Below are 22,067 nucleotides of genomic sequence, written 5' to 3'. Positions count from 1 at the left end.
CATGGATTTCAGAACCATTGTAGACATTCCCGCCGCGCCGTGGCAAATCATGCCCTGCGAGCGCATGCTCTTCGTGGGGTCGTGCTTTGCCGACAGCATGGGGCGGCGGTTCGAGCAGGAAAAGTTCCGCACCGTGGTGAATCCCTACGGTGTGATGTACAATCCGGCCAGCATCCTGCACACCGTGGAGCGGCTCATCGCCGAGGGCGGCATGCCTTTCCGTGCCGACGAGCCGGGCACGGCCGTCTTCACCCTCGGCACCAACCGCGTGTACGTGCTCAAGGAAACGGGCGAGATTGTGGACAACTGCCGCAAGCGGCCGCCGCGGCTCTTCGAGGAGCGTAGCCTCGGCACCGCCGAGTGCGCCGACTGCCTGCGCCGCAGCATCGGCCTCATCCGCCGGCATTTCCCCGCTGTGCGCTTCGTGCTCACGGTGAGTCCCATCCGCTATCGCAAGTACGGCTACCACGGCAGCCAGCTTTCCAAGGCCACGTTGCTGCTGGCCGCCGACAGCGTGGTCTCGGCGGCGGCGGCCCCTCCCGGGGACGGCGGTGAGAGCCGCGACGGGGCGTTGTACTACTTTCCCTCCTACGAGATTGTGAACGACGAGCTCCGCGACTACCGTTTCTACGCCCCCGACATGCTGCATCCCTCGGCCCAGGCCGTGGACTATATCTACGAACGCATGGCCGAGACGCTTTTCGCCCCGGCCACCCACGAGTTTCTGCGGGCATGGAAACCCATTCGCGAAGCCCTTGCCCACCAGCCGTTCCACCCGGAATCGGCCGAATACCAAGCCTTTCTGGCCAAGGCACGCGAGCAGGAGCGCGAGCTGATGCAGCGCGTGGAGGCCGCCAGGCGGCCGCGATAACGCCGCAACGGCGATGCGGCGACGGCGCAAACGCCGCGCGATTACAGCGCAAAGGCCCCGCGATAATACGTTTATCGCGGGGCCTTTGTGTCGTTGTCATTTCACCATCCACTCGAAGAGGCCCGACGAGTGCTTCTCGGGCTGCTTCACGTCGAGCCTGATGGCACGCGTCTTCACCGGGTCGAAATGCACGGTGCAGGCCGCGCCGCGCTGCGTGGGATAGGCGTCGGCATGGGTCACGGGGTGCCAGTTGCCGGCCTCGTCCTGATAGTTCAGCGTCCAGCTGTCGGGCACCTTGCAGCCGCCCCACGGCTGGTCGTCGTACCAGTAGACGGTGCTGGTCTGCACGGTCTTGGGCTCGGGGAACGTGTAGGTTATCCACTCCGTGGTGTTCTGCTTGGGCCACCAGTGGAAATAGGGCACGCTACGGTCGTTCTCGTCGGCGGGCACCAGTCCGTCGGCAATGCTGTAGAGGCTGCGGGTGGGCGTGGACGAGGCTATCTCGGCCTGTGAGGCCAGCGTGACCGGCACGGCGGGGCGCGCGGCACGCACGTCCTGCGGCAGCCACACCTTCATGTTGCCGTTGCCGCGATGGGCCCAGGCGAAGTAGGGAATGAGCTTCAGCGTCACGTCGTGCGTGGCCAGCCGGCCGTCCTTGTCGTAGGCCAGCGTCTGGGCGGGCATGGAGAGTGTCTGCACGGCGAGGCCGCGATACTGGGTGAGGCGGCCTTTCAGACTGTCGGCGATGAAGCTGTCGTAGGGCATGGAGCCCTGGGTGAAGACGGGCTTCTGGCCCACGAGCACGTTCATGATGTCGAACGCATTGTCGGGCCATTCGGCGGCGTAGACCAGGGGGCCGCGCTCCACACACACCTGTCCGCGGTCGGCCTCCACCTTGTTGTTGGCCCTCACGGTGCGCACCGGAATGTCGAAATGCACGCGCACCACGTCGCCCTTGCGCCAGTTGCGGCGTATGGTGTAGTAGCCGTCGGGCGTGAGTTCGGCCGCCGCGGGCTGGCCGTTCACGGTCACGCTGTACGTAGGACGCAGCTCGTCGCTGTAGGCATAGAGGTCGGAGGGCACGGGCTTGTTGCGCACCCAACCGGGAATACGAATCTTCATGTCGAACACGCCGGCCTTGTTGCCCTCCACTTTCAGGGCCACGTCGCCGTCCCAGGGATAGCGCGTGTCCTGGCTGATCGACACCCGGCGGCCGGCCACATCAAACTGCGAGGAGCAGCTGAGGAAGAGGTTTACGTAGACACTACGGTCGCGAACGGCATAGACATAGCCCGGAAGCGACGGCAGGAAGCGGCACACATTGCTCGGACAACAGGCGCAGCCGAACCATGCCTGACGCTGGTGCTGGCCCATGCTCTCCAGCGGATTGGGGTAGAAGAAGCCGCCGCCGTCCATCGACACGCCGTCGATGAGCCCGTTGTAGAGCGTGCGTTCCAGCACGTCGTAGTACTTGCTTTCGCCGTGAAGCAGGAAGAGCCGGTAGTTGACGTAGACGTTGCCAATGGCGGCGCAGGTCTCGTTGTAGGCGCTCATGTTGGGCAGTTCGTAGTTCTTGCCGAAAGCCTCGCCGTTGCTGGTGGCCCCGATGCCGCCTGTGATGTAGAGCTTGCGGCCCACGATGTTGTCCCAGATGCGGTCTATGGCGTGGATATAGGCCGTGTCGCCCGTGAGGGCGGCCACGTCGGCCATGCCGGCATACATGTAAGTGGCCCGCACGGCATGGCCCACAGCCTCGTCCTGCTGGAGCACGGGCAGGCGGCTCTGGGAGTAATCGTTCTTGATTTCTGTCTTTCCACGGTAGTCGAGGAAGAACTTGGCCTCGTCCAGATACTTGCGGTTGCCCGTGGCCAGGTAGAGCCGGCACAGGGCCATCTCGGCAATCTGGTGGCCCGGAACCACGCAGGCCTGTCCGGCACGGGGGCCCACCTCGCGCACCACGCAGTCGGCATAGCGCGTGGCAATGTCCAGAAACTTGCGGCTTCCGGTGGCTTGCCAGTGGGCCACGGCTCCCTCGACCATGTGTCCCAGGTTGTAAAGCTCGTGGCTCAAGTCCTCTTCCTTGCTCCATCGCGTGGCTCCCGCCCAGCCGTGTGGGTGCTTGGGGTTCTGCGTGCGGGCGGTGTAGAGGTAGCCGTCGGGCTCCTGGGCCGCCCCGATGATGTCGAGCACGCTGTCGATGTAGTGCTTCAGCCGGGCGTCGGGATAGGTCTGCAGGATGTAGCTGGCCCCCTCGATGGTCTTGTAGGGGTCGGTGTCGTCGAAGCTGAGAGGCATCAGCTTGTTCACGTCGTAGCTGTCGCTGGGGTGCACGGCCCGCTCAAAATTCTTGTAGCGGCCCTCTGTCTCGCACTTGCTGAAGGCCAGGGGGATGGTGACGCGCCGCGACGTCTCCAGGCGTTGGCCCCAGAACGTGTTGTTCCACAGCTTGACCGAGGTGAACGGCACCGGCGTGATGGGATAGCCCGGGGCCGCCTTCGGCTTCCCGGCTTGCACCGCCATGGCCAGCGTGGCCACGGCGACGGTCATGATAAGATTCTTTTTCATCGTATGGTATTGGTGTTGAAGTTTCGGACGTTGGCATGGCTTGAGCCTCCGTACAGGCGTATGCCATGCCTTTGCAAACTTACGCAAAAAACGGGTAAAACGCAGGAAAAATTCGTCTAAAACGGTGAAAATTTCGTCTCCTATCGCCGTTTTGGACAATCGTCGCATGCTTTTGGTGGCTCGTTGGACGCTTCAAGGAGACCGTGTCCTTGTTGCAACACAGTCTCCTTTGCAGGTCTTTGCAGGTCTGGAACGGGCTTTTTACTGTCCCGTAGCCTTTTTCAATCTCTGGATGGCTTCCTTGATGAAGTCGTGTGTGCCGCTTCCGTCGGTCACGTATTTCATCACCATTCTGCCATAATCCACCGCCTCACGAAGTTCTTTGCTGCTGTTCCCGTCGGACCGGCCCGCGCGGGAGAGGAGGGCCGAGAGCGGCCGAAGGTCCTCCATCTCGGCCAGATTGCCCGGGCGCATGGTGTTGATGGCCTTGTTGAGCATGGAAGCTGTTCCCTCCAACTCGTCCTGCGTGATGTCTTTTTTATCCTTGGCCAGCACCTCCTGCGCCTGCAGCATGGCCTTGACCATCCGCTCATAGCCATGCGGCGCCCAAGGGGCGTGCTCCGGTTTCGTCGCCATCGCATTCCATTTCTCCTGGTCAGCCTTGCGCTGCCTGGCCATGTCCACAAGCGATTTCAGTTCCGAAAGGTCGGCCACGGCATTCTTGTCGGCTGCCGTGGCTTCCATGTCGGTGAAATGAATGCGGTAGTAATGGGTGGAGTTGACGTTGCGATAGTAGTCGGGCTGGAAGACTTTTCCGTTCAAGGAGAGCGTCAACAGGTTGGCGTCCGCCCCTGTCTTCACGCCGTTTCCCTTGCCCTCCTCAACCGTTTTCAGATAACTGTCCACGTCGAGCGTGGCCTCTTTCCAGATAGCCGAGCCCGTTCCCGTCATCGCCAGCGGCCCATACATCAAGGTTCCGACCCAGGCGGTTCGCAGCGGAGTGCCGTCCATGCTTGCCACTTCGCTGGTCAATTTGTCGGCCCCATACTCGATATGCTTGGTGAAAGGCATGTCTATCTCCACGACATCGCCCGCTTTCCATCTGGTCTTCTCCAAAGCCACATAACTGCTTGGCCTGAAAAGCTGTTTCACCTTCTTGCCGTTCACCTTGACCTCGAAACCGCCGGTGGCCCAGTAAGGCACGCGTAACTTGAGGGTGAACTCGCCCTTGCCCTCGGCAATTTGGATGGCCGTATGCTGGGCCGGCCACGCGCACTCTTGCCTGATGGTCAGGCCCTTTGCCTTCCAATGGAGGGTGGTCGGCATGTAGAGGCCTACCCAAAGCGTATGGGTGTTGGCGAAATAGGCAGCAGCCTGATACTTGGTGTGGTTCTCCGAACCGGTTCCGCCGCAGCAGGTGCTCTGCGGGGTCTCGTTGCCAAAGGGCTTGGTGGCGTTGAGCCCTACGGCATACTGGTAGCAGGTCTCATACTTGTCGGGGTTGAGCGAACCGACAATCTGATTGTAGAGCCCACGCTCATAATAGTCCATGTATCGGGCGTCGTCAGGGTTGTAGCAGTTCAAGTCGCTCGTGAGTTTCAGGAGATTATAGGTGCAGCAGGTCTCGTTGATGTCGGGATTGGCCTGACGTTCACCCTCCTGCATGCCATTGGTTGCCATGCTCAGTATTTGCGTATAGGGCTGTCGGAACATTTCGCCGTTGCCCACACCGCCCGTGGCATACATGTATCTGCCCTGCACCAGATGCCAGAAGTTCTGCGAAAGATGGTAGTAGAACGGATTCTTGTTGGTCTTGTAACTGCGCAGTGCCCCCACAATCATGGGAATGTGCTGGTTGGCATGGCGTGTTCGGATGTCGTCCACGTTCTTGGACAAAGGGTTGTAGAACTTGGGAGCGTCGAAACAACCGGCCGCCTCAATGAGTTTGGCCTTTTCTCCCGGGTCGGAAACCATCTCGGACAAGCGGGCCAACGACTCGCTCATGCCGCCAACCTCACCTGCAATGTACATGTCCCACATCTCGTAGCGGTTGCCCGGCTTGCTGCGACGCTCTGCTTCGGTGCCATCTTCTTTCACGTAGGTGCGATAGTGCATGCGGTTCCACACCCACAGGCCCATGTCCTTGGCTGTCAAGAGCGCCTTGTCGCAAATGGCCTTGTCGTCGAAATAGGTGGCAATGTCGATGAGACCGGCCAGCTGCTTGTGCACGCTGTAATAGGGCGCCCAAACCCAATCGCTGTTGTTATAGGCACGATACATCTCGATGAGTGCACAGTGCTGGGCGGGAATAGCATTGATATAGCCATAGCCGTACTTTTCGGGATGCTTCTTGTATTCGTCGAATGCTTCCCAAGTGCCTTTCAGGCCCCGCAATTCCTCCTCGGGTGCGAAGTCACGGGCCTCCCAATAGCGGTTCAAGGCTTTGTCGAACACGAACGTTTTCTCTTGGCAAGCACGCAGTTCGTTCACCATCCGCGTGATGTTCTTGCGGAGAATGGCCTTCTGCCGCGGGTCTTTCGTCACGGCATAAGCCTGGGCTATGGCCGACATGTAATGGCCGGAGCCGTGTCCCTTGAGTTTTGTGTCGGGAGAATCCCAACCGTCACTTCGGGTATAACCGTCGGTGCTAAGCCCGTATGTGTCGCGATAATTATAGAGTTGCTGGCTCACGTCCCAAGAACAAATCTCGCGCAAGGCCTCATCGCGGTTGTGGGTGAGCCGGTTGTCGCCGTCCAGCGTCACGTCGGCAAGAGAGAAAGCATGGGCCATCTCCTGCCCGGGAGCGGCGACGGCAGTGGCGACAACCCTGACTTGCGCCTTGATGGGATAGCCTTTGTCGGTGGTTGCATCGCCTATGATGTATCCGTTCACCTCATAACGGCTTCCCTCGGGATGCTTGGCATGGTCTGTCTCGCCCTTTTCTTCGGCCAGCGACGAGTTGCTCCATCTTGCCTGCCGGTACTCCGCGGCACCGTCTGAATAGACAACCCACACCCTGAAAGGGAGCACCGGCGACGTTCCCACAGGGCAGTCCACGACCACGGGACTAACCTCGGCTATGGAACGAGGCCTCGAATAGTCGGGAACGAATGTATGGCCCACATTCAGGTAGCGTTTATCCTTTGCAGATTTAGCCTTGCCATGTGCAAACAATGGTGTTATGGCCAGGAAAGCACAACACGCCGTTCCTAAGAACATCATAAATAGTTTTGAATTCATACTTCCACTTTTTTCTTGGCGAATGCTATTTGCAGTCAGTAGCATCACCTCTTTTTGCACTAATAGTCAAATATTACCTACCTTATCTTCACCTCGTATGGGAATCGACGGGAAGAGGGATCTTGGGAATGGTTGGTTGGCGCTCCCATGACAACCAGATAGAGGGCTTTCAGCGACTGGTTCCGGGGGGCGGCAAAAGTAACTTCTCCTTTGACAGCCTCTCCCACCTGTCCATAAATGCACCGGTCGTCTGCGGTCACTCCTACCAAGCCATAGCGATAGCCGATGGAGTGCTCCACTTTGCCCTTGCTGTTACTCCGGACCAAAGCACGGAAACCAACCGTGACCTTCTTACCGCTTTGCGGTACATCCAGCCGGATGGCGTTGAAACCATAATTCTCGGGAATGCAATCCTCGGCAGGGCGCAGACAGACATTCGTCTGCTTCTGCATCGGTGTGGAGAATGTGCAAGCATACTCTCTTGTCTCCCTGCGGGCATAGTCGAAATCGAAGTTTACCAAATGGCGATAGCAGTCGAACATCTCGTCGTTAAACTGTTTCTGTGTCATGCCATACTTGCGTTTGTAGGTGATGACGGGGTCCTCGCCCAGCTTACCCTCGCGAAAAAGTTGGGCAATGCTTGGCAAACCATGCTTTTCGGCCCACCACTCTATGACGTATGGCGAATGATAGATGTTCTCACTATGCAGAAATCCCTTGTGGGTAAGTTTTTTGAATGCCTCGAAATGGTAGTTCTCATCGGTGAGCCAGTCGGGATTAACCCTCCATAACATCCACTGCGACGTCATCTCGAAGAACCCGGTCCCACCCCATGCCTCACCCGCACGGTCGGCCATAATCTGGGCTTGGAAGCTGTGTCCCAGCTCATGGACCAGGCAATTGAGCTTCCTGTCCTGGATGCGGTTGGGGGTCACCCACAAGGCGCCGATGAAGTTGTCATACGTTCCGCCATAGGCTGTTCCCTCCAGTGAATAGTTTACCATCACCATCATCTTGTATTTCTCGCAAAGGCTGCCCGGCAAAGCAAACTTCAAAGTATCACGGAAGAACCGGTAGAAACGCTCCACCCTGTTCTGTAGGTTGCCAATATCAAACTTCATGGGCTGGCCGTCGAGCAAAGGGGGATTGGAGGTGTCGTCGCCGAACGGCTTCTCCCAAAAGTAAACTACATTTTGTGTTTGTGCGCTGTGCCGCCAGCACCATCGGGCATTGTCGTCATTGAAATCGTATGGTTTCAGCGAGTCGGGCACGAATATGAGTTTCTGCGTCGCCGTCGTCGGATTCTCCGGAGGTACAGAAAGAGCTTCAAAAGGGTCTTGCGCCATGACAGGGCACACGGCAGTAGCCGTCAGTGTCATGGACAGTAAAAGCTGTTTCATTGCTGATAAGATACAGTTATTGAGCAATTATTTAGAAGAGGGGGTTGTGTCTTTTAGTCCTCCTCTTTGTTTATAATAGTACTTATTTCGTGATTGACAATCCCAACTGATTGTCCCAATTGAGATACCAGTTGTTGGGATTCTTTAGGTCGACGGCAATTATACCTTGCATCTCTGCCAATTTTTCTGCTCCCCGTCGCGCATATACCCTGTCAGCAAGATAAGAAGGGGCGTTGCGGCGCAAAGCCACACGCATCAAGTCATAGAATCGGGTTCCCTCAAAGGCACACTCCAAGGCACACTCGTCCATGATGAGGTCTTCAACGGCATTCTGTTCCTCTTCCGCCGTATCACGTTCCGGGTAGAGGTAATAGTCGTTGTATTCCGTCCAACCTGCCCCACGAGAATGAATACCTATCGTATTCTCCGTGGAAGCGTTCGCCTTTGTTCTGAGGATATACTTACTTGTAGGGAAATCAAACTGTTTCAAGAAAGCCTCTTCCTCCGGATAATATGGAATAATGTCGTTTTCTATAACGTTATTGTTTACCCCTGTCTTCAGAATGGAGAATGCAAAACGAGGGAAGCCGGCACGGTTCAGAGCCTCTGCCAAACGGAGATACACCATGGCACATCTGTAGATGCGCACATTGCGTCCGCTATACTTCTGGCATTCTATGAGTTTGTCTACTTTTGCACCGCTTACCGCTACGTTTACAGACCTTTCCGTATAAAAATCTGAATAGCGAAGGTCGCCACTCTTATCGTCTACCAGATTGTCGGGTGCGTATACGATTTCATTGGCAGAGTTGACATGGCAATACTTCTGCACTCCCGACAAATTTCTCAATGCCTGCGAAGATACAATGGAAGCCTGGTAATTGTTACTTTCCCTTGCATTAAAATAATTCTGCAAATGGCTATAGTTGCCCTCTGATGGTATGGAGTCGCCAGGAATCACCGTGATAACCTCTGAATCGTCGGCTATGCTCTCTGTATAGAAACAATGGGTTCTCCATGTACCTAATGTGGTTTTCCACTTGGTATCGCCTTTCATCCATGAGACTTGGTAACCTCCTATTGGATAGACCGAGTTCGCCCCGTTGCGAGTGGAAATGTATTTATAGTAGCACCATGCTGCCTGACGATAGTTGCCGGCCCAGAGATTCAAGTCTCCCATCAATACGTAGATTGGGAAGAAGAAGAGACGTGAATCATTGCTACGGATTGTACCATAGCTGGGGCGCTCCACATCTGCGTAAGGTGCGATGTCGTTGATGAAATACTCACAGATGCCTTTGATGTCTTTCATCTCATACTGCTTGTCGTTGTCATCCTTGGTCAAGACAGGCTCCGTAACGAGTGGCACCTTGCCGTAGTTGAGCACCAACTGCAAATATGTCCAGGCACGGAATGCCTTTACTGCGGCATACTCCTTGCGGAAGATATATTCATTTCTGTTGTTCTTCAATGCAGTGTCTGCATTAGCAAGGAAATAGTTGCAGTTGTTGATGACCATATAATAGTCGCGGGGCGAGTTGTATTGATTGTTGGTCGAGACATTGAAGTTGGAAATCTCACGCAAATCGGCAGCAGTGTTGCTGCGCACATCCACCAGGTCGCCGCGCAATTCTCCTAAGAGAACAGTGCGGTCTGCCAAGGCCTGTATCTTGTTCATGATGCCGATTACGGAATAAAGGGTATCAGAAGCGTTGTTGAGGTGCTCCTTGTCGGAATAGATCACACGATCCGACTTCTGGTCGAGCAAGTCACCGCATGAAACAAGCACTTGTCCCAGCCCTCCACACAATACCATTAAGATGATATATAATATCTTTTTCATATCGTTTGCTTTTTAAAGTTTTCTATATGCTTGTGCAACGGTTAGAGATTGATTTTGACACCAGCCACAATATTGCAGCTCTGCGGCAACTGGCCAAGGTCTATGCCCTGACCGACGACACTGTTTGTCATCGTAAATTCAGGATCGCTTCCAAGATATTTGGTCAGCGTGAACAGATTGTTGGCCTGCACCCAGAACTGGAATCCTTGAAGCAAGGTCGAGTTGACCGGCAAGGTGTAGCTCAATGTCACGGTCTTCAGTCGGATGTAGCTTCCATCCTCGATCCATCTGTCGCTGAAACGAGAGTTGCCCATCGGGTCTTGGAAAGTTGCCTTTGGCATTTTGGTCACCTGGCCTTCGTTCTGCCAGCGGTTGGTCATGGCCAAGGTCTGGTTCATGAACCTGCTGCCCGATTCAAGCTGTTGGCGCATGTAGTTGTACACGTCATTGCCCAAGCTGTAGTTGAAGTTCATGTCGAGGCGGAAACGCTTGTAGGCAAACGATGTGAAGATGTTACCATAGATGTCAGGGTTGGGGTCACCGATAATATCACGGTCGTTCTCATTGATGACATGGTTTTTGTCCTTGTCCACAAACTTCATGTCGCCGGCACCAAAGTAGTTTTTGTCTATTCCGTTGCTTCCCATTACATAAAGTCCATCGGACTTGGCCTCCTCGCTTGTGCTGTACACACCTGCGGTACGGTAACCATAGAACAGGTTGGCAGCACTGCCCACCTGTGTACGAATGGTTGCTCCATACACCGTGTTGTCGAGATGAGTTTGTCCTTCCGACAAGGACACAATTTCATTCTTGTAGTGTCCTACACTTGCCCCCAGTTCCCAACTGAAGTCTTTCGCATTGATGAGCTTGCCCTTTGCCGTGACATCAAAGCCGTTGTTCTTGAGTGAGCCGCTATTGCACCAGTTCTTCTCTATACCAGAAATATAGTTGAGCGACTGATAAGTCAATATGTCTTCGGTGCGGCTGTTGAAATAATTGAAGCGGAGATTCAGACGGTTGTTGAACAAGTTGGTCTCCAACCCGATGTTCCAGCGCCTGGTGATTTCCCACTTCAGGTGGTTGTTGCCGATATTCTCAAAGGTCAATCCTGACACACTCTGCAAATACTTGGTGGAAGAGAAGAAGCTACGGGCAGCATAATAATCTATATCGTCATTACCACTCACGTCATAACCTGCGCTCAACTTCAAGTAATTGACTGCCGACACGTTGGCAAACCACGTTTCATTGCTGATGACCCATGATGCCTGAATACCAGGGAAGATGCCCCATGCAGCGTTGAAAGCCTTCAATGCACCGTCTGCGTCCTTGCCAAAGCGTGAGGAAGCCTCGGCCGTCAAGTTGCCTTGCAGATAGTAACGCTGCAAGTAATTGTATTCTGCTTGCGCATACCAGGCAATGGAAGTCCAGTTGTCATTGGCACCAGTGGTCTTGATATTCAATAAAGAGCTGGAGATAAACGGAGTCTTATCGTTACCGGTGTTATATCCCAACTGAGTGTTGAGCGTATAGCTTTCCCAATTGATACGCGCCCCGGCAAAAGCATAGATGGCGTGAGGGCCATATCTGTTGTTCCAATCCAAACGCGTATCGCTCATCACAGAGTTCTGCTTGGAAAACAGCGAACGCACCTCGTTCTCACGAAAGCCTCCCACACTGCTTACATAGTAATTGGGTACACCACTAATAGGAATATAAAACTTCTCATTGGTGTTCACCAAATTGTAGCTGAAATGCTCGCTCAGACAGAGATGCTTGTTGAATTGGAACTTAGGCGTAACAGCCAAGTTTACCATTGAGTTCTCCCAACGGTTCTTGTTCTCTGCATCAGCATACTCATTGATGGCATAAGGATTGCCCAGCTTGTAGTTGTAATTCTTATAGCCCGATAAAGCCTCATCAAGGTAAGATTCTGCATCCACATCCAAATAGCTGTGGCTCAAGATACCATTGGCGTAAGCATAAGGGCTGAGCATAGGACTCTTGACATATGCCAGGAAAGCCGGTGAGGTTGGAGTTCCCTCATTATAACCCTCCGGTGCTCCGTCATTACGGATGTTTCGAGTCTGATTGGCAAAAGAAGCATCGAAACGCATGCTGAATTTTTCGGTGAGATGGATGTCTGCATTGAACCGTATGTTCAGTCGATTGAGATTGTTACACTTCAATGTGGTCTGGTTGCTGATATATCCAAGACTCAAGTTATAGTCGGCAACATTGTCACCACCCTCTACATTGATGTTGTAGTTCTGGGTTAGTGCCGTGCGGTACACGCCTTTCTTCCAGTCAGTATTGTTGTGATACTGTGGATAATAGTAATAAGACGGGTCATCGTTAAGGAATTTGAAACTCGTCATCATGGTGTTGGTCGTCGAGAGCATGTCGGAAGCATAGCTCTTGTACTGTGTGGCATTCATCATGTCATAGAACTTGGGCTGCATCACGACACCTGCCGACAGACTGGCAGTGATACGCGTTGCCATACTATGACTACGCCGGGTCTCGATGATGATGACTCCGTTGGCTCCCTTTGCACCATAGAGAGCCGTTCCATTGCGGAGAACGGTTACTTTCTCTATATCGGTCGGCGAAATGTTGTTGAGAATATTGTTGTAGAAACCATCATGGAGCATCATGCGTCCATACTGTTGCTCTATGATGACACCATCAACGACAACCAAGGGTTGTGCATTGACATTGAGGGAGTTCAGACCGTTTATAAACATCACGCTTCCCGTGCCTGCATTGCCATTACGGGCTACCGTATGTACTTCTGCACCCATGCGCTTCTGGATTTCGTCCTCTACACTCACTGCATTGGAATACTGGAAACCCGAGGCCGCCTGTTGTCCCGTAACGTTGGTTCCAAAAATGTATTCTGAGGAGAAAGCAGAAGAATAGAGCTTGATGTCACGCTGACTGTCACCACGCAACAATCCTATCTTGACCAGATTGTAGTCTGGGGCCGTCACCTGCAAGGTTGATGCAAACTCTGGAACGTTGAGTTCATACTCACCTTTGTCATTGGTAAGCACGCTGTATCCCTGCATCTCACCCACACTCACCAAGGCACCGGAAACTGGCAAGTTGGTTGCGGAGCTGAGCACACGTCCCTTAACCTTTCGTGTGGGATATTGCTTGGCTGTTTTCAGAGACTTCGTATCTTTGGAGTTGACGGTCTCCGCCTCTTGCGCCATCATTGTATTGGTGCCGATCATTAAGGCCGACAAACCGAACAGTATATATCTTTTCATTGTATAAACATATTAAGTGAAATCAATAGGTTACCTTGTACTCCTTGGCTTCACTCACCGGAGCGTCATGCGGTTTCACGATGATGCAGTCGATACGCATCGTGGTCTGGTACTTGGATGTCTGATTTGTCGGCACATCCGTGTAGATTTTCACCTTTGCCTGATAATCACTTAGTCCCCATGAAGCAGTCTTGAACTTATAGTTGCTCTTGATCTTGATGGTATCGATCACATCAGCCTTAGTTGTGAAACTTGCGTTGCGTTCCCATTTGGTTACACCACTTTGCTGATAGCCCACCTGCGCCCTGAACTTTACAGGAAGGCGTTGGTCTTCCGTAGCAAGGGTGTCGTAGGCCAGTGCCGGAACGAAGATAGCATAAATGTCGTACGCCACATTGGACAGCACGTCAGGTATCTTGAATGTCACCGAAGGCTGAGCACCCAAGGCATCTGGGGAAATCTCTACAAAAAGGTTGCCTGACACCTGCCCATAGAATGGATTATTGCTCAATACAGAGCGGACAGTCATCGGATCAATGGCATTGTACAGTGTATCCTGGTATAATGTCTGCTCAGCTTCACAACTAATGGTCTTCAAGAATGTGTCAAACTTACTGATACGGAAATTTGAAGCCTTGCGTATATGTCCATTGCTTAAGGATATGTCCTTTGTGCCCTCGAATATTCCTCCAGAAGCAAAGGGCTTATAGAAGACATCACCCATGTGGGACTCTATAGACAACAGCTTACGCATCTCTGCATAGGTTGACACCGCAGAGTCCTGGAAAGCTATGTCACTCTGGCCACTACGATTGAAGAAAGCTGACCTGACGATGGCCAAACGCGCATTTGTAAACTGCAAAGAATCGCGGTCGTCCACCCTAGTGTCATAATTGAAATAAGGCGTATACTCCTCTACCAGTCTATTCCATTCGGCATTGGTAGGTGCAAGCACCCAATAAGTAGAGTCTTCACTGTTGATGTAGCCATAGAGCGTATAGAAGGCATTGTTATATACCGTAACGGAATCCAGATATTGGGTCTTGCCGTCAACAATGCCTCCAGGCACACTTTGACTTGCGTCAAACTCGTAGACTCCGAAACTCTTAACGAACTTATTGATACTGTCCAGCTCTTCGTCCGTTGCCAGATATTCTGCAATGTTAGGGGCATACGACAGCGCATTGCCTATTGTATAAAGAATGCCATTGTTGTAAAGTACATTCTTGGTCTCAAAGTTTCCCCCTCCTATTGATGTTGGGGTAAACATCTGGTACTTTCCATTCATCATCCTCAAGGAATCATTGGTGGTCGTAGACACAGACTTCTTGTAGAGTGCAATATGGTTTTGGAGTATTTGCTTGATGACTGTATTCTCTTCATCTTTCACGCCAGCAGCCTTCTGCTTGTTGTACACATTCACAAGACTGTCGGCCGTACTCTCACTCAAGCCACTGTTGGTCAGGGCAAACACGGTGTAGGTCTGGCTTCCGTCGAGCTTGGCGTCATATCCGCAAGCCTTAATTACCTTGGCAAAATGGCTCAAGTCTGGTTTGCTCTCGATGGCTTGCCAAATGGTGGTGTTGACGATACCATCCTTTGCCTCGCTGTAATGCTCATCCCACTTGTCGGAGCAGGATGCGCAAGACAGAGCCGCCAAGATAACGACCGCTGCTTGCTGTTTATATGATTTCTTCATTTTCATGTGTATAGAATATAGTGATGATTCTATGTCATATTTCTTTCCGTTTTTCTATGCCTGCATCAGGTTTAGAGGGGGTCTTCCATATTGCTGTCGGAAACTCCGTAGACGCTCTTCGGAACCAGTTCGAGATAGTCGAGGTCGAACTCGGTCTGGCCTGTTGACACACAGCGTATGCGCAAGTAGTGATCCTCATGGGGGTTGATGTGAACCGTACACAGGACACGGCGCAAGGTATTTTGCACTGTCACAAACTGACGGTATGTGCTGGCTCCGGCTCCATCGTAACGGTAACCACCCATGGCCCCCCGATAGTATCCCTTGTTCTTCAGGTTTTTATAGTCGGAAGACTTGTCTGCATCACTCATGCTGGCGTAATCCTGCACCCAGTCTGATCCCAAAAGAGAGGCATCGGTCAAGAGTTTGGTCATATCCAAAGGAATGCCTTGAGGCTTGCCGTCGAAGTAAATCTGGGCTATGCCACGTGTGCTCTCGGCGGCATATCCCAAGCGAATCTGCCAGTCACCTTCGTACGGAACAGGAGGTATCTTGAAAGCAATGTCAAAATTGCCAAAGAGGTTGAACTCATCACCCTCGTAAGAGTCATAATAGTCGTGAGGACGACGGTAGACAAAATAGCCTGTACTCTTCACATTCTTCAGATAGCCATTAGGAAAATAGTAGTTGCGACCATACTTTCCCGTCTCATCATAGTCTGGATCCTGCTGCTTCACGTTACCGTTCTGGCGAATGCCATTGGTCTCAATCTCGGGGAAAATAGTAGCAAAGTCCATGCGGATACGGCAGTTCTGAACAATGTCTCGAGTGGTCTCGTCGAAGGCAAGAATGTCGTCCACATAGAAATACCAGCCGTTGATAGCCTGATTGGAATACTCGTTCTCCACACTCTGCTGCACCATGGCTCCACGAATCTTGTACTCATCGTCACGACGACGGTTGATGTAATACTGCTTTGTCTGGTCAGCATCAGCATATTTCAGCATGGTGAGCTTCTCAACTTTCAGCATGGTATGTGGCAACAGCGTCTCATACCAGTCGACAGGATTCATCAAGTTCGTCATGATGCCTATGTCGTTGAGCGGAGTAAGGTAGTTCCAGCCCTGCATCTTGCGGTCGAGGATGTGATACTGAACAAAACGGCGAAGCGGATTAATGCTGTCTGTCAAATGGTCATAACCATGGCCTTCTTTGTTGACATCATCAGGATACATCACGTCGTAGATTTCGCAAGCTTTATGATAAAGGGCTTGCAAGCTGTTGATGCCATACTTTTTGTACAATACTTCATTGGTAGGAACAAACGCCGTATAACCAAACATCTTGGTATCCGGAACCGTAGCGGTTTCCTTGTTCACGTGCGAAGTGTACTTGTAGCGTGCATACTGGTCTGGATTATAGCTCGCGTCACGATAGTTTTCTTTCATCATTGTAGCCAAACCCGTCGCATTGAGAGCCTCGGTAAAAAGGCTGATGTTCTTGTTCTCCTCCATTACGTCGGGCAACATGCGGTTGCTGTTCTCCAGCACCTCGCTCACAGGCTGCATGATACCGTTCTGCACGGAATCATCCTGCAGTTCAAAGATGATATGGGAGGTTCGATTCAGGAACACCACGGCATTGCTGTCATTGTCCAGGCCATGGCTCACCTCAATGTAGCGGCGATTCATATTTGGACTGGCGATAACGCCTGTGTTCATATCGGAAGTGGCGTACATATTACTGATAAGATGGGTACGCGCGATGGTGTCGCAATCTGCCTTGGAAAGTTCCGAGACAGAAGACAAGCCCCGCCTGCTTAGGTAGCGGCTAATGGCTTCATTGGTGGGTGGAAAACAGGTGTAAGCGCCGTATGCCGACATCTGTTTCATCATGCCTGCACGCTCTATAATGCTTGCGAACTCACTGAAATCCTTGTGGCTTTTAAGGTAATCGCTCACCATCTCACCCGTGAAAGTATAATAGTTGGAGGTGTCCGGCTCGTCAGAACAACCGGTGATAGTCATTCCCGTCAATCCAAGCCCCAAAAGGAATGCAAGCCCATATTTTATCTTTCCGTTCATAATCCTCATGTTTTAATTATTTTGTGGTAGAGTAAGATGAGTCATCAGAACCAGAGCCGTAGACCGGATTCTGCACCAAATTGCCGTTCACCTTAATTTCTTCACTGTTGTATGGCCAGTAGAGTGCATCCATCTTGGCCAGTTTGCTCTGAACGACGCCAGCGTTATCCGATCCTTTCTGTTGCACCTTGTTGACCAAGAAACTGGTTTTGCCATCCCTGCGGGACTTGCGCACAAGGTCGTACCACCGCTTGCCCTCGAACATCAGTTCGCGCTGACGCTCCAACAAGACAAGTTGTTCCATCTGCGATTTGCTGGAATAATCATTGTAAGAGATGTCTGTATAGTTGGTTGCCTTGGAAGAACGCTTCTCTATGACATTCACCAACTCGTAGGCAGCCTTGAGCAGAGAGTCGTTCTTGGTTTTCGCCTCGTCGGTCTGTGGGTCATCGCTCACCATTTGAACCAATGCCTCCGCCTTCAAGAGCATGATGTCGGCAGTGCGGTAGATAATCCATGGCGCATAGCAGTTGCTTTCTGTAAAATGGTTGCCGGTTACCTTTACATCAGATGCCGAGTTCGTAGACACTACAATGTCTTGATTGGAATACTTGCCTATACCATAGATAGAAGTGGTCACCTTTTCAATATTCTCATAATAACGCAGGTCATCCTTGTCCTTAAAGACCTTGAACAGTTCGTCTGGCACATCTGTGGCTATAAAGTTGGCAGGTTTGATGATTCCTGGGAAAGTGGTCATGTTACCGTACAGATAGCTGACACTTCCATTGGACGGCTTGTTCTTATCACTGTCAAAAAGCAGCTCAAAAATATTTTCCATAGACCCACTGGGGCCATAGATTCTATAATAGGTGTAACCATTATACCTCCCGCCAGTCCTGTCACTAAACAAAGGGTAGCCCTCAAAAAGCTTGCTGTTGCTGCCGTAGGAACTGCCCGAAGAATTCTTGGAATCCTTGAATTCTCTGGTTTTGCTTTCCAATACGATGTCGGCATACTTGACTGCACCGGCATAGTCCTGTTTCCAGAGATACATCTCACAAAGCATGGCGTCAATACAGTCGCGGGTGATTCGGCCACGCTGGTAAAGCGGTTTGGTCTCTTCGTACTTGCTCACAGCATAAGGACGCACACTCTCCAAATCGGCAATCAGATTGCCAAGTATCTGGTCGAACGATGTTGCTGGCAAATTCATCTTCTGGGTATCATCCACAAAAGCCGTAGTGGTGTAAGGCACATCATGGAATGTACGGATGAGATAGAAATACATCAAGTCACGAATGGCAGAAACCTCGGCACGGGTTGCATTCAAGTCACTCTCCGAATAATTAGGATCTTTTTCTGCCACTTGCGGCGCATAGAGCAATACCAGGTTGCAACGGTTGATGATGTCGTAGAACTCACCCCATGTCGTGTAAGTATTCTTGGCATTGATATTCTCCTTAAAAATGTTGGACAGAGCCTCGTTGTTGGCAATGTTCGTACCTCCTACCATATCATCGGAACGCGACTCGCCCCAGATAATCATTCTATCGATGATGGTTTGCGACCGCATGTCGGCATAACAGCCCATCACAATGTTCTCAACATCGCTCTTGTTGGTCCAGAACTGATCCTGAACTATCTCGTTGAGCGGCTGGATGGTCAGGAAGTCGGAGCACGAGCTGAAGCCAAGGCTCAACATTCCTGCCATACTTATCGTCAATATGTTGTTTTTCAAATTCATAGTTGTTCCTTTAAAAATCGACGGTTACGCCTAATGTGTAAGACTTGGCACGTGGGGTTTGGCCTCTGTCTATTGATGCACCATAACTTCCATAGCTCACTTCTGGGTCGGCACCCGTGTATTTGGTCAGGCAAAAAAGGTTGTTGGCACTCAAGTAGAATCGCATTCCGCGTATGCCGAGTGTCTTGCTTATCCTTTTCTGGTCGAAAGCATAAGACAACTGCAGGTAGTTGAGACGCAAGAACGAGCCTTCTTCCACAAAGCGGTCGCTCACAAGTGTATTGTAGTTGGAGGTAGAACCGTACATGGCTCTTGGGATGGAAGTCAAGTCACCCTCCTTGCGCCAGCGGTAGTTTACGGCCTGGCTCTGATTGTTGTTGTTGACCATTGCCTCAGCGTCCAGACGAGTCAGATTCAGAATCTTGTTGCCAATGCGATAGTTAAACTGCGCATTGAGCTTCCAGCGGTTGTAGTTGAAGTTAAAACCGAAACCACCTGTCAGTTTTGGCAAGGAGCTGCCCAAATAAACAATATCAAGCGCATCGACGTTTCCGTCATGATTCACATCCTCGTAGATGGCATCACCTCCCTTTAACTTGTAGTTCTTGGCCGTACTCCCATTGGAATAGTTGTACATCATGCGTACCGGCTTGCCCTTGTCGTCGTATATGACCGATCCGTCAGCGGCAAGTGCAATTGGGGCCGTCTTGCCAGAAGCGAGAAACGCTTGTTGCTCCTCGGTGGTCATATTGGCAAAAGTATTATACTGGTACTGATACACACCCTTGCTGCGAAACCCGTAAATGGCTCCGAACGGGTTGTGTATCTGCACACGCTGCAAAGTCTCACGGTTGCCATAAGCAAAGGTCGAGTTCAATGTCTCCAGAATCTGTGGATCCATCTCAAGAATCTCGTTTTTGTTGTTGCCAAGGGTTGCGTTCATGTCAATCCAGAACTTCTTGCCGATAGTAACAAGTTTGTTGGTGTTGATATTCAACTCCCAACCTGTGTTGCGCATCGAACCGACATTCTTGTATGCCAGCGTATAATAACCGGAATTGGAAGGTATGCGTACATTGTTCATCAACATATCACTGGTGGTCTCATTGTACCAATCGACTGCAACGGTCAACTTATCGTGCCAGAAGCCAAAGTCCATACCCACGTTGTATGACTTTTTCTTCTCCCATCGCAAGTCTGTCAGTTTCAAGTTGCTTGGGCGCATAGTGGAAGCACCCAGGTAGGTACTGCCGGTAACATACTTGCTGACATACAGATAGTCGGAGCCAGGCTGGTTACCAACGACACCCCAACTTGGACGGATACTCAACATGGACAACCAGTCACTTGTACCTTTCATCCAAGGCTCGTCCACCACATTCCAACGCAAAGATACTGCAGGAAAATATCCCCAACGGCGATCGGGGCCAAACTTTGTCGTCCCATCTGCACGTACGGAGAAGTCGAACATGTAACGTCCCTTGTAAGCGTAGTGAGTTGAGAATGTATAGAACATCGAGCGCCACTGACTAAAATTGGAATTCATACCTGTAATAATACCACCAGACTCCGGGTTGACAATACCACCTGACGGGAGACCACTCCCATCCGTTGACTGTCCATTGGAGCTGCCCGATGTCAATTCAAAACGTGCCATCGCCATTAAAGAATGATCCTTGTTTTTGAAAGCAGGGATGAAAGTAAGAGTTTGTTTAGTGTTGAAAGCCGTACTCTTATTGCTACTGGCATTGGCAGAGTTCACACCATTTGTCCATGAGGTCGTAACCAGCTCGTTAGGGTAGAACTTATCCACGTACTCATTAAAGATGTTCATGTAGACACGTCCTTGCCAGTTTAGCTGCGTATGATCCTCATCCATGCCCAAGAGGTGATAGTTTAGTTCAAACTCTGGGGTGATGTCATAAGTACGGTCGTCAAACTTGGCAAGATTGGCACTTGCCACAGGGTTTACGTACACTTTCTGGTCGTCATTGAAAACTGACGATGCCGACTGCAACATCGTGTAATATTTGTCCGTATCGACTCCAGTCACAGGTTCCTGTTCGTAGATGCCCATATTAGGCATCTTCTTGTACGCGATAGACAAGAGATCATCATAGTTTTTCTTGTTTTTTGTGTAAGTCATCGCGAAGTTGGTCGAGATTTTAATACGGTCGCTAACATAGTAGTCCAAAGCCACACGGGTAGCAAAACGATTCAGCTGCTGCTTGATGATGGAACCTGTTTCATGGTCGAAACCTCCGGCAATACGGAAAGTGGCCTTCTCTCCACCACCGGTCACAGACAAATAGTGGTTCTGGCGCAGACCGAATTGTGTCACTGCATCTACCCAGTCGGTATTGTTGTTATACTGCTCGTATTCTGAGAATGTGGGGTCATAGTTCAATTCTGGAATATTCGAGGTTTTGTCGCTTTGTTCAGGGTTGAAGTAACTTTCCTTCAATAACATGGTGTAGTCATTACCGTTCAGCAACTTATAACCCTTGGGTTGGTAAGTACCCGTAAGACGTAGTGAATAAGTGAGCTGCGGCTTACCACGGGTGCCGCGCTTTGTTGTAATCTCTATGACACCGTTGGCACCTTGCGAGCCATAAATGGCTGTAGCTGCCGCATCTTTTAACACTGTGATGCTGGAAATATCCTCTGGGTTTAATGTTCAACAACTGTGAAAACTGCTCGTCGTTGGCATTCTTCACGTCAAAGCTGGTCATGTCCACATTCCAAGTATTGCCATTCACCACAATCAACGGGTTGTCACTGGTCAACGTACTTACCGACGAGGAGCCACGCAACCGCATGCTGGTTCCTGCACCCAAGTTACCAGAAACAGAAACGATGTCCAGACCCGAGATACGACCCTGCAAAGCCTCGTCTACAGTATTCAAACCCAATCCCTCGAACTCCTTGGCGGAAATAGTTTGGGCTGCATAGGAAAGCTCTCGCTCCGGAATGGCAAGACCACCCGAATTGATACGCTTCTTGGCAGTAATCGTAACCTCGTCCAACTGAAGATCAGAAGTAAGCTCTATAGTATACTCTGCCTTGTTGATAGGCATGGACACCGTCTTGTAGCCTATATAGCTGAAACGAATCTTATTCTTGGGATTACGCACTTTCATCGAGAAGTTACCATTGACATCTGTCATCGTAGACTCCACGATACGACCGTTTCCGTCAATCTCACAGACAGACGCACCTGCGATAGCCCCCAACTCATCGTTCACCACACCATGCACAGCTGTGATTTGCTGGGCTGACATTCCTAAGGCGGCTGCACACAAGATTGCCAATATCTTATATCTTAATTTATCCTTCATAT

9 protein-coding genes and 1 pseudogene are annotated in these 22,067 nt (G+C 51.4%); 1 reads left to right on the top strand and 9 read right to left on the bottom strand.

Annotated features, from left to right (window positions below; translation table 11 throughout):
* Nucleotide 1: 1 nt before the first annotated feature.
* Nucleotides 2–871: a GSCFA domain-containing protein gene (locus PREDE_RS13140; protein ID WP_015310581.1), complete on the top strand. Its 870-nt coding sequence runs from the start codon at nucleotides 2–4 to the stop codon at nucleotides 869–871.
* Nucleotides 872–967: 96 nt separating this feature from the next.
* On the opposite strand, the gene PREDE_RS13135 is transcribed toward PREDE_RS13140, so the two are convergent.
* The 9 genes and pseudogenes from PREDE_RS13135 to PREDE_RS13095 form a co-directional block, all read right to left on the bottom strand.
* Nucleotides 968–3,436: a glycoside hydrolase family 127 protein gene (locus PREDE_RS13135; RefSeq protein WP_044127012.1), complete on the bottom strand. Its 2,469-nt coding sequence runs from the start codon at nucleotides 3,434–3,436 to the stop codon at nucleotides 968–970.
* Between the two features lie 261 nt (nucleotides 3,437–3,697).
* The gene (locus PREDE_RS13130; RefSeq protein ID WP_235777512.1) at nucleotides 3,698–6,676 is read right to left on the bottom strand and encodes a beta-L-arabinofuranosidase domain-containing protein; all 2,979 of its coding nucleotides are present in this window, start codon (nucleotides 6,674–6,676) and stop codon (nucleotides 3,698–3,700) included.
* Between the two features lie 77 nt (nucleotides 6,677–6,753).
* Nucleotides 6,754–8,076, bottom strand: a complete 1,323-nt coding sequence (locus PREDE_RS13125; RefSeq protein WP_005846057.1) for a DUF6055 domain-containing protein — start codon at nucleotides 8,074–8,076, stop codon at nucleotides 6,754–6,756.
* Between the two features lie 82 nt (nucleotides 8,077–8,158).
* A complete protein-coding gene (locus PREDE_RS13120; protein WP_005846055.1) occupies nucleotides 8,159–9,919 on the bottom strand; it encodes a RagB/SusD family nutrient uptake outer membrane protein in 1,761 nt (586 codons plus the stop codon).
* A gap of 41 nt (nucleotides 9,920–9,960) precedes the next feature.
* On the bottom strand, nucleotides 9,961–13,197 hold the full coding sequence (locus tag PREDE_RS13115; RefSeq protein ID WP_005846054.1) for a SusC/RagA family TonB-linked outer membrane protein: 3,237 nt from the start codon (nucleotides 13,195–13,197) through the stop codon (nucleotides 9,961–9,963).
* 22 nt (nucleotides 13,198–13,219) lie between these two features.
* Nucleotides 13,220–14,902, bottom strand: a complete 1,683-nt coding sequence (locus PREDE_RS13110) for a fasciclin domain-containing protein (protein WP_005846052.1) — start codon at nucleotides 14,900–14,902, stop codon at nucleotides 13,220–13,222.
* 65 nt (nucleotides 14,903–14,967) lie between these two features.
* Nucleotides 14,968–16,980, bottom strand: a complete 2,013-nt coding sequence (locus tag PREDE_RS13105) for a fasciclin domain-containing protein (RefSeq protein WP_235777511.1) — start codon at nucleotides 16,978–16,980, stop codon at nucleotides 14,968–14,970.
* A gap of 16 nt (nucleotides 16,981–16,996) precedes the next feature.
* On the bottom strand, nucleotides 16,997–18,727 hold the full coding sequence (locus PREDE_RS13100; RefSeq protein ID WP_005846049.1) for a RagB/SusD family nutrient uptake outer membrane protein: 1,731 nt from the start codon (nucleotides 18,725–18,727) through the stop codon (nucleotides 16,997–16,999).
* A gap of 10 nt (nucleotides 18,728–18,737) precedes the next feature.
* A pseudogene (locus PREDE_RS13095) lies at nucleotides 18,738–22,065 on the bottom strand (SusC/RagA family TonB-linked outer membrane protein).
* Nucleotides 22,066–22,067: the final 2 nt, after the last annotated feature.

It is taken from the genome of Prevotella dentalis DSM 3688 (assembly GCF_000242335.1).
GTDB classification, from domain to species: Bacteria; Bacteroidota; Bacteroidia; order Bacteroidales; family Bacteroidaceae; genus Prevotella; species Prevotella seregens.
This window is presented reverse-complemented; position numbering and strand designations above follow the sequence as displayed.

Bases quoted from the DNA above. Each gene is read 5' to 3' on its own strand.
- PREDE_RS13140 (WP_015310581.1), top strand. From the start codon at position 2: ATGGATTTCAGAACCATTGTAGACATTCCCGCCGCGCCGTGGCAAATC.
- PREDE_RS13135 (WP_044127012.1), bottom strand. From the start codon at position 3,436: ATGAAAAAGAATCTTATCATGACCGTCGCCGTGGCCACGCTGGCCATG.
- PREDE_RS13130 (WP_235777512.1), bottom strand. From the start codon at position 6,676: ATGAATTCAAAACTATTTATGATGTTCTTAGGAACGGCGTGTTGTGCT.
- PREDE_RS13125 (WP_005846057.1), bottom strand. From the start codon at position 8,076: ATGAAACAGCTTTTACTGTCCATGACACTGACGGCTACTGCCGTGTGC.
- PREDE_RS13120 (WP_005846055.1), bottom strand. From the start codon at position 9,919: ATGAAAAAGATATTATATATCATCTTAATGGTATTGTGTGGAGGGCTG.
- PREDE_RS13115 (WP_005846054.1), bottom strand. From the start codon at position 13,197: ATGAAAAGATATATACTGTTCGGTTTGTCGGCCTTAATGATCGGCACC.
- PREDE_RS13110 (WP_005846052.1), bottom strand. From the start codon at position 14,902: ATGAAAATGAAGAAATCATATAAACAGCAAGCAGCGGTCGTTATCTTG.
- PREDE_RS13105 (WP_235777511.1), bottom strand. From the start codon at position 16,980: ATGAACGGAAAGATAAAATATGGGCTTGCATTCCTTTTGGGGCTTGGA.
- PREDE_RS13100 (WP_005846049.1), bottom strand. From the start codon at position 18,727: ATGAATTTGAAAAACAACATATTGACGATAAGTATGGCAGGAATGTTG.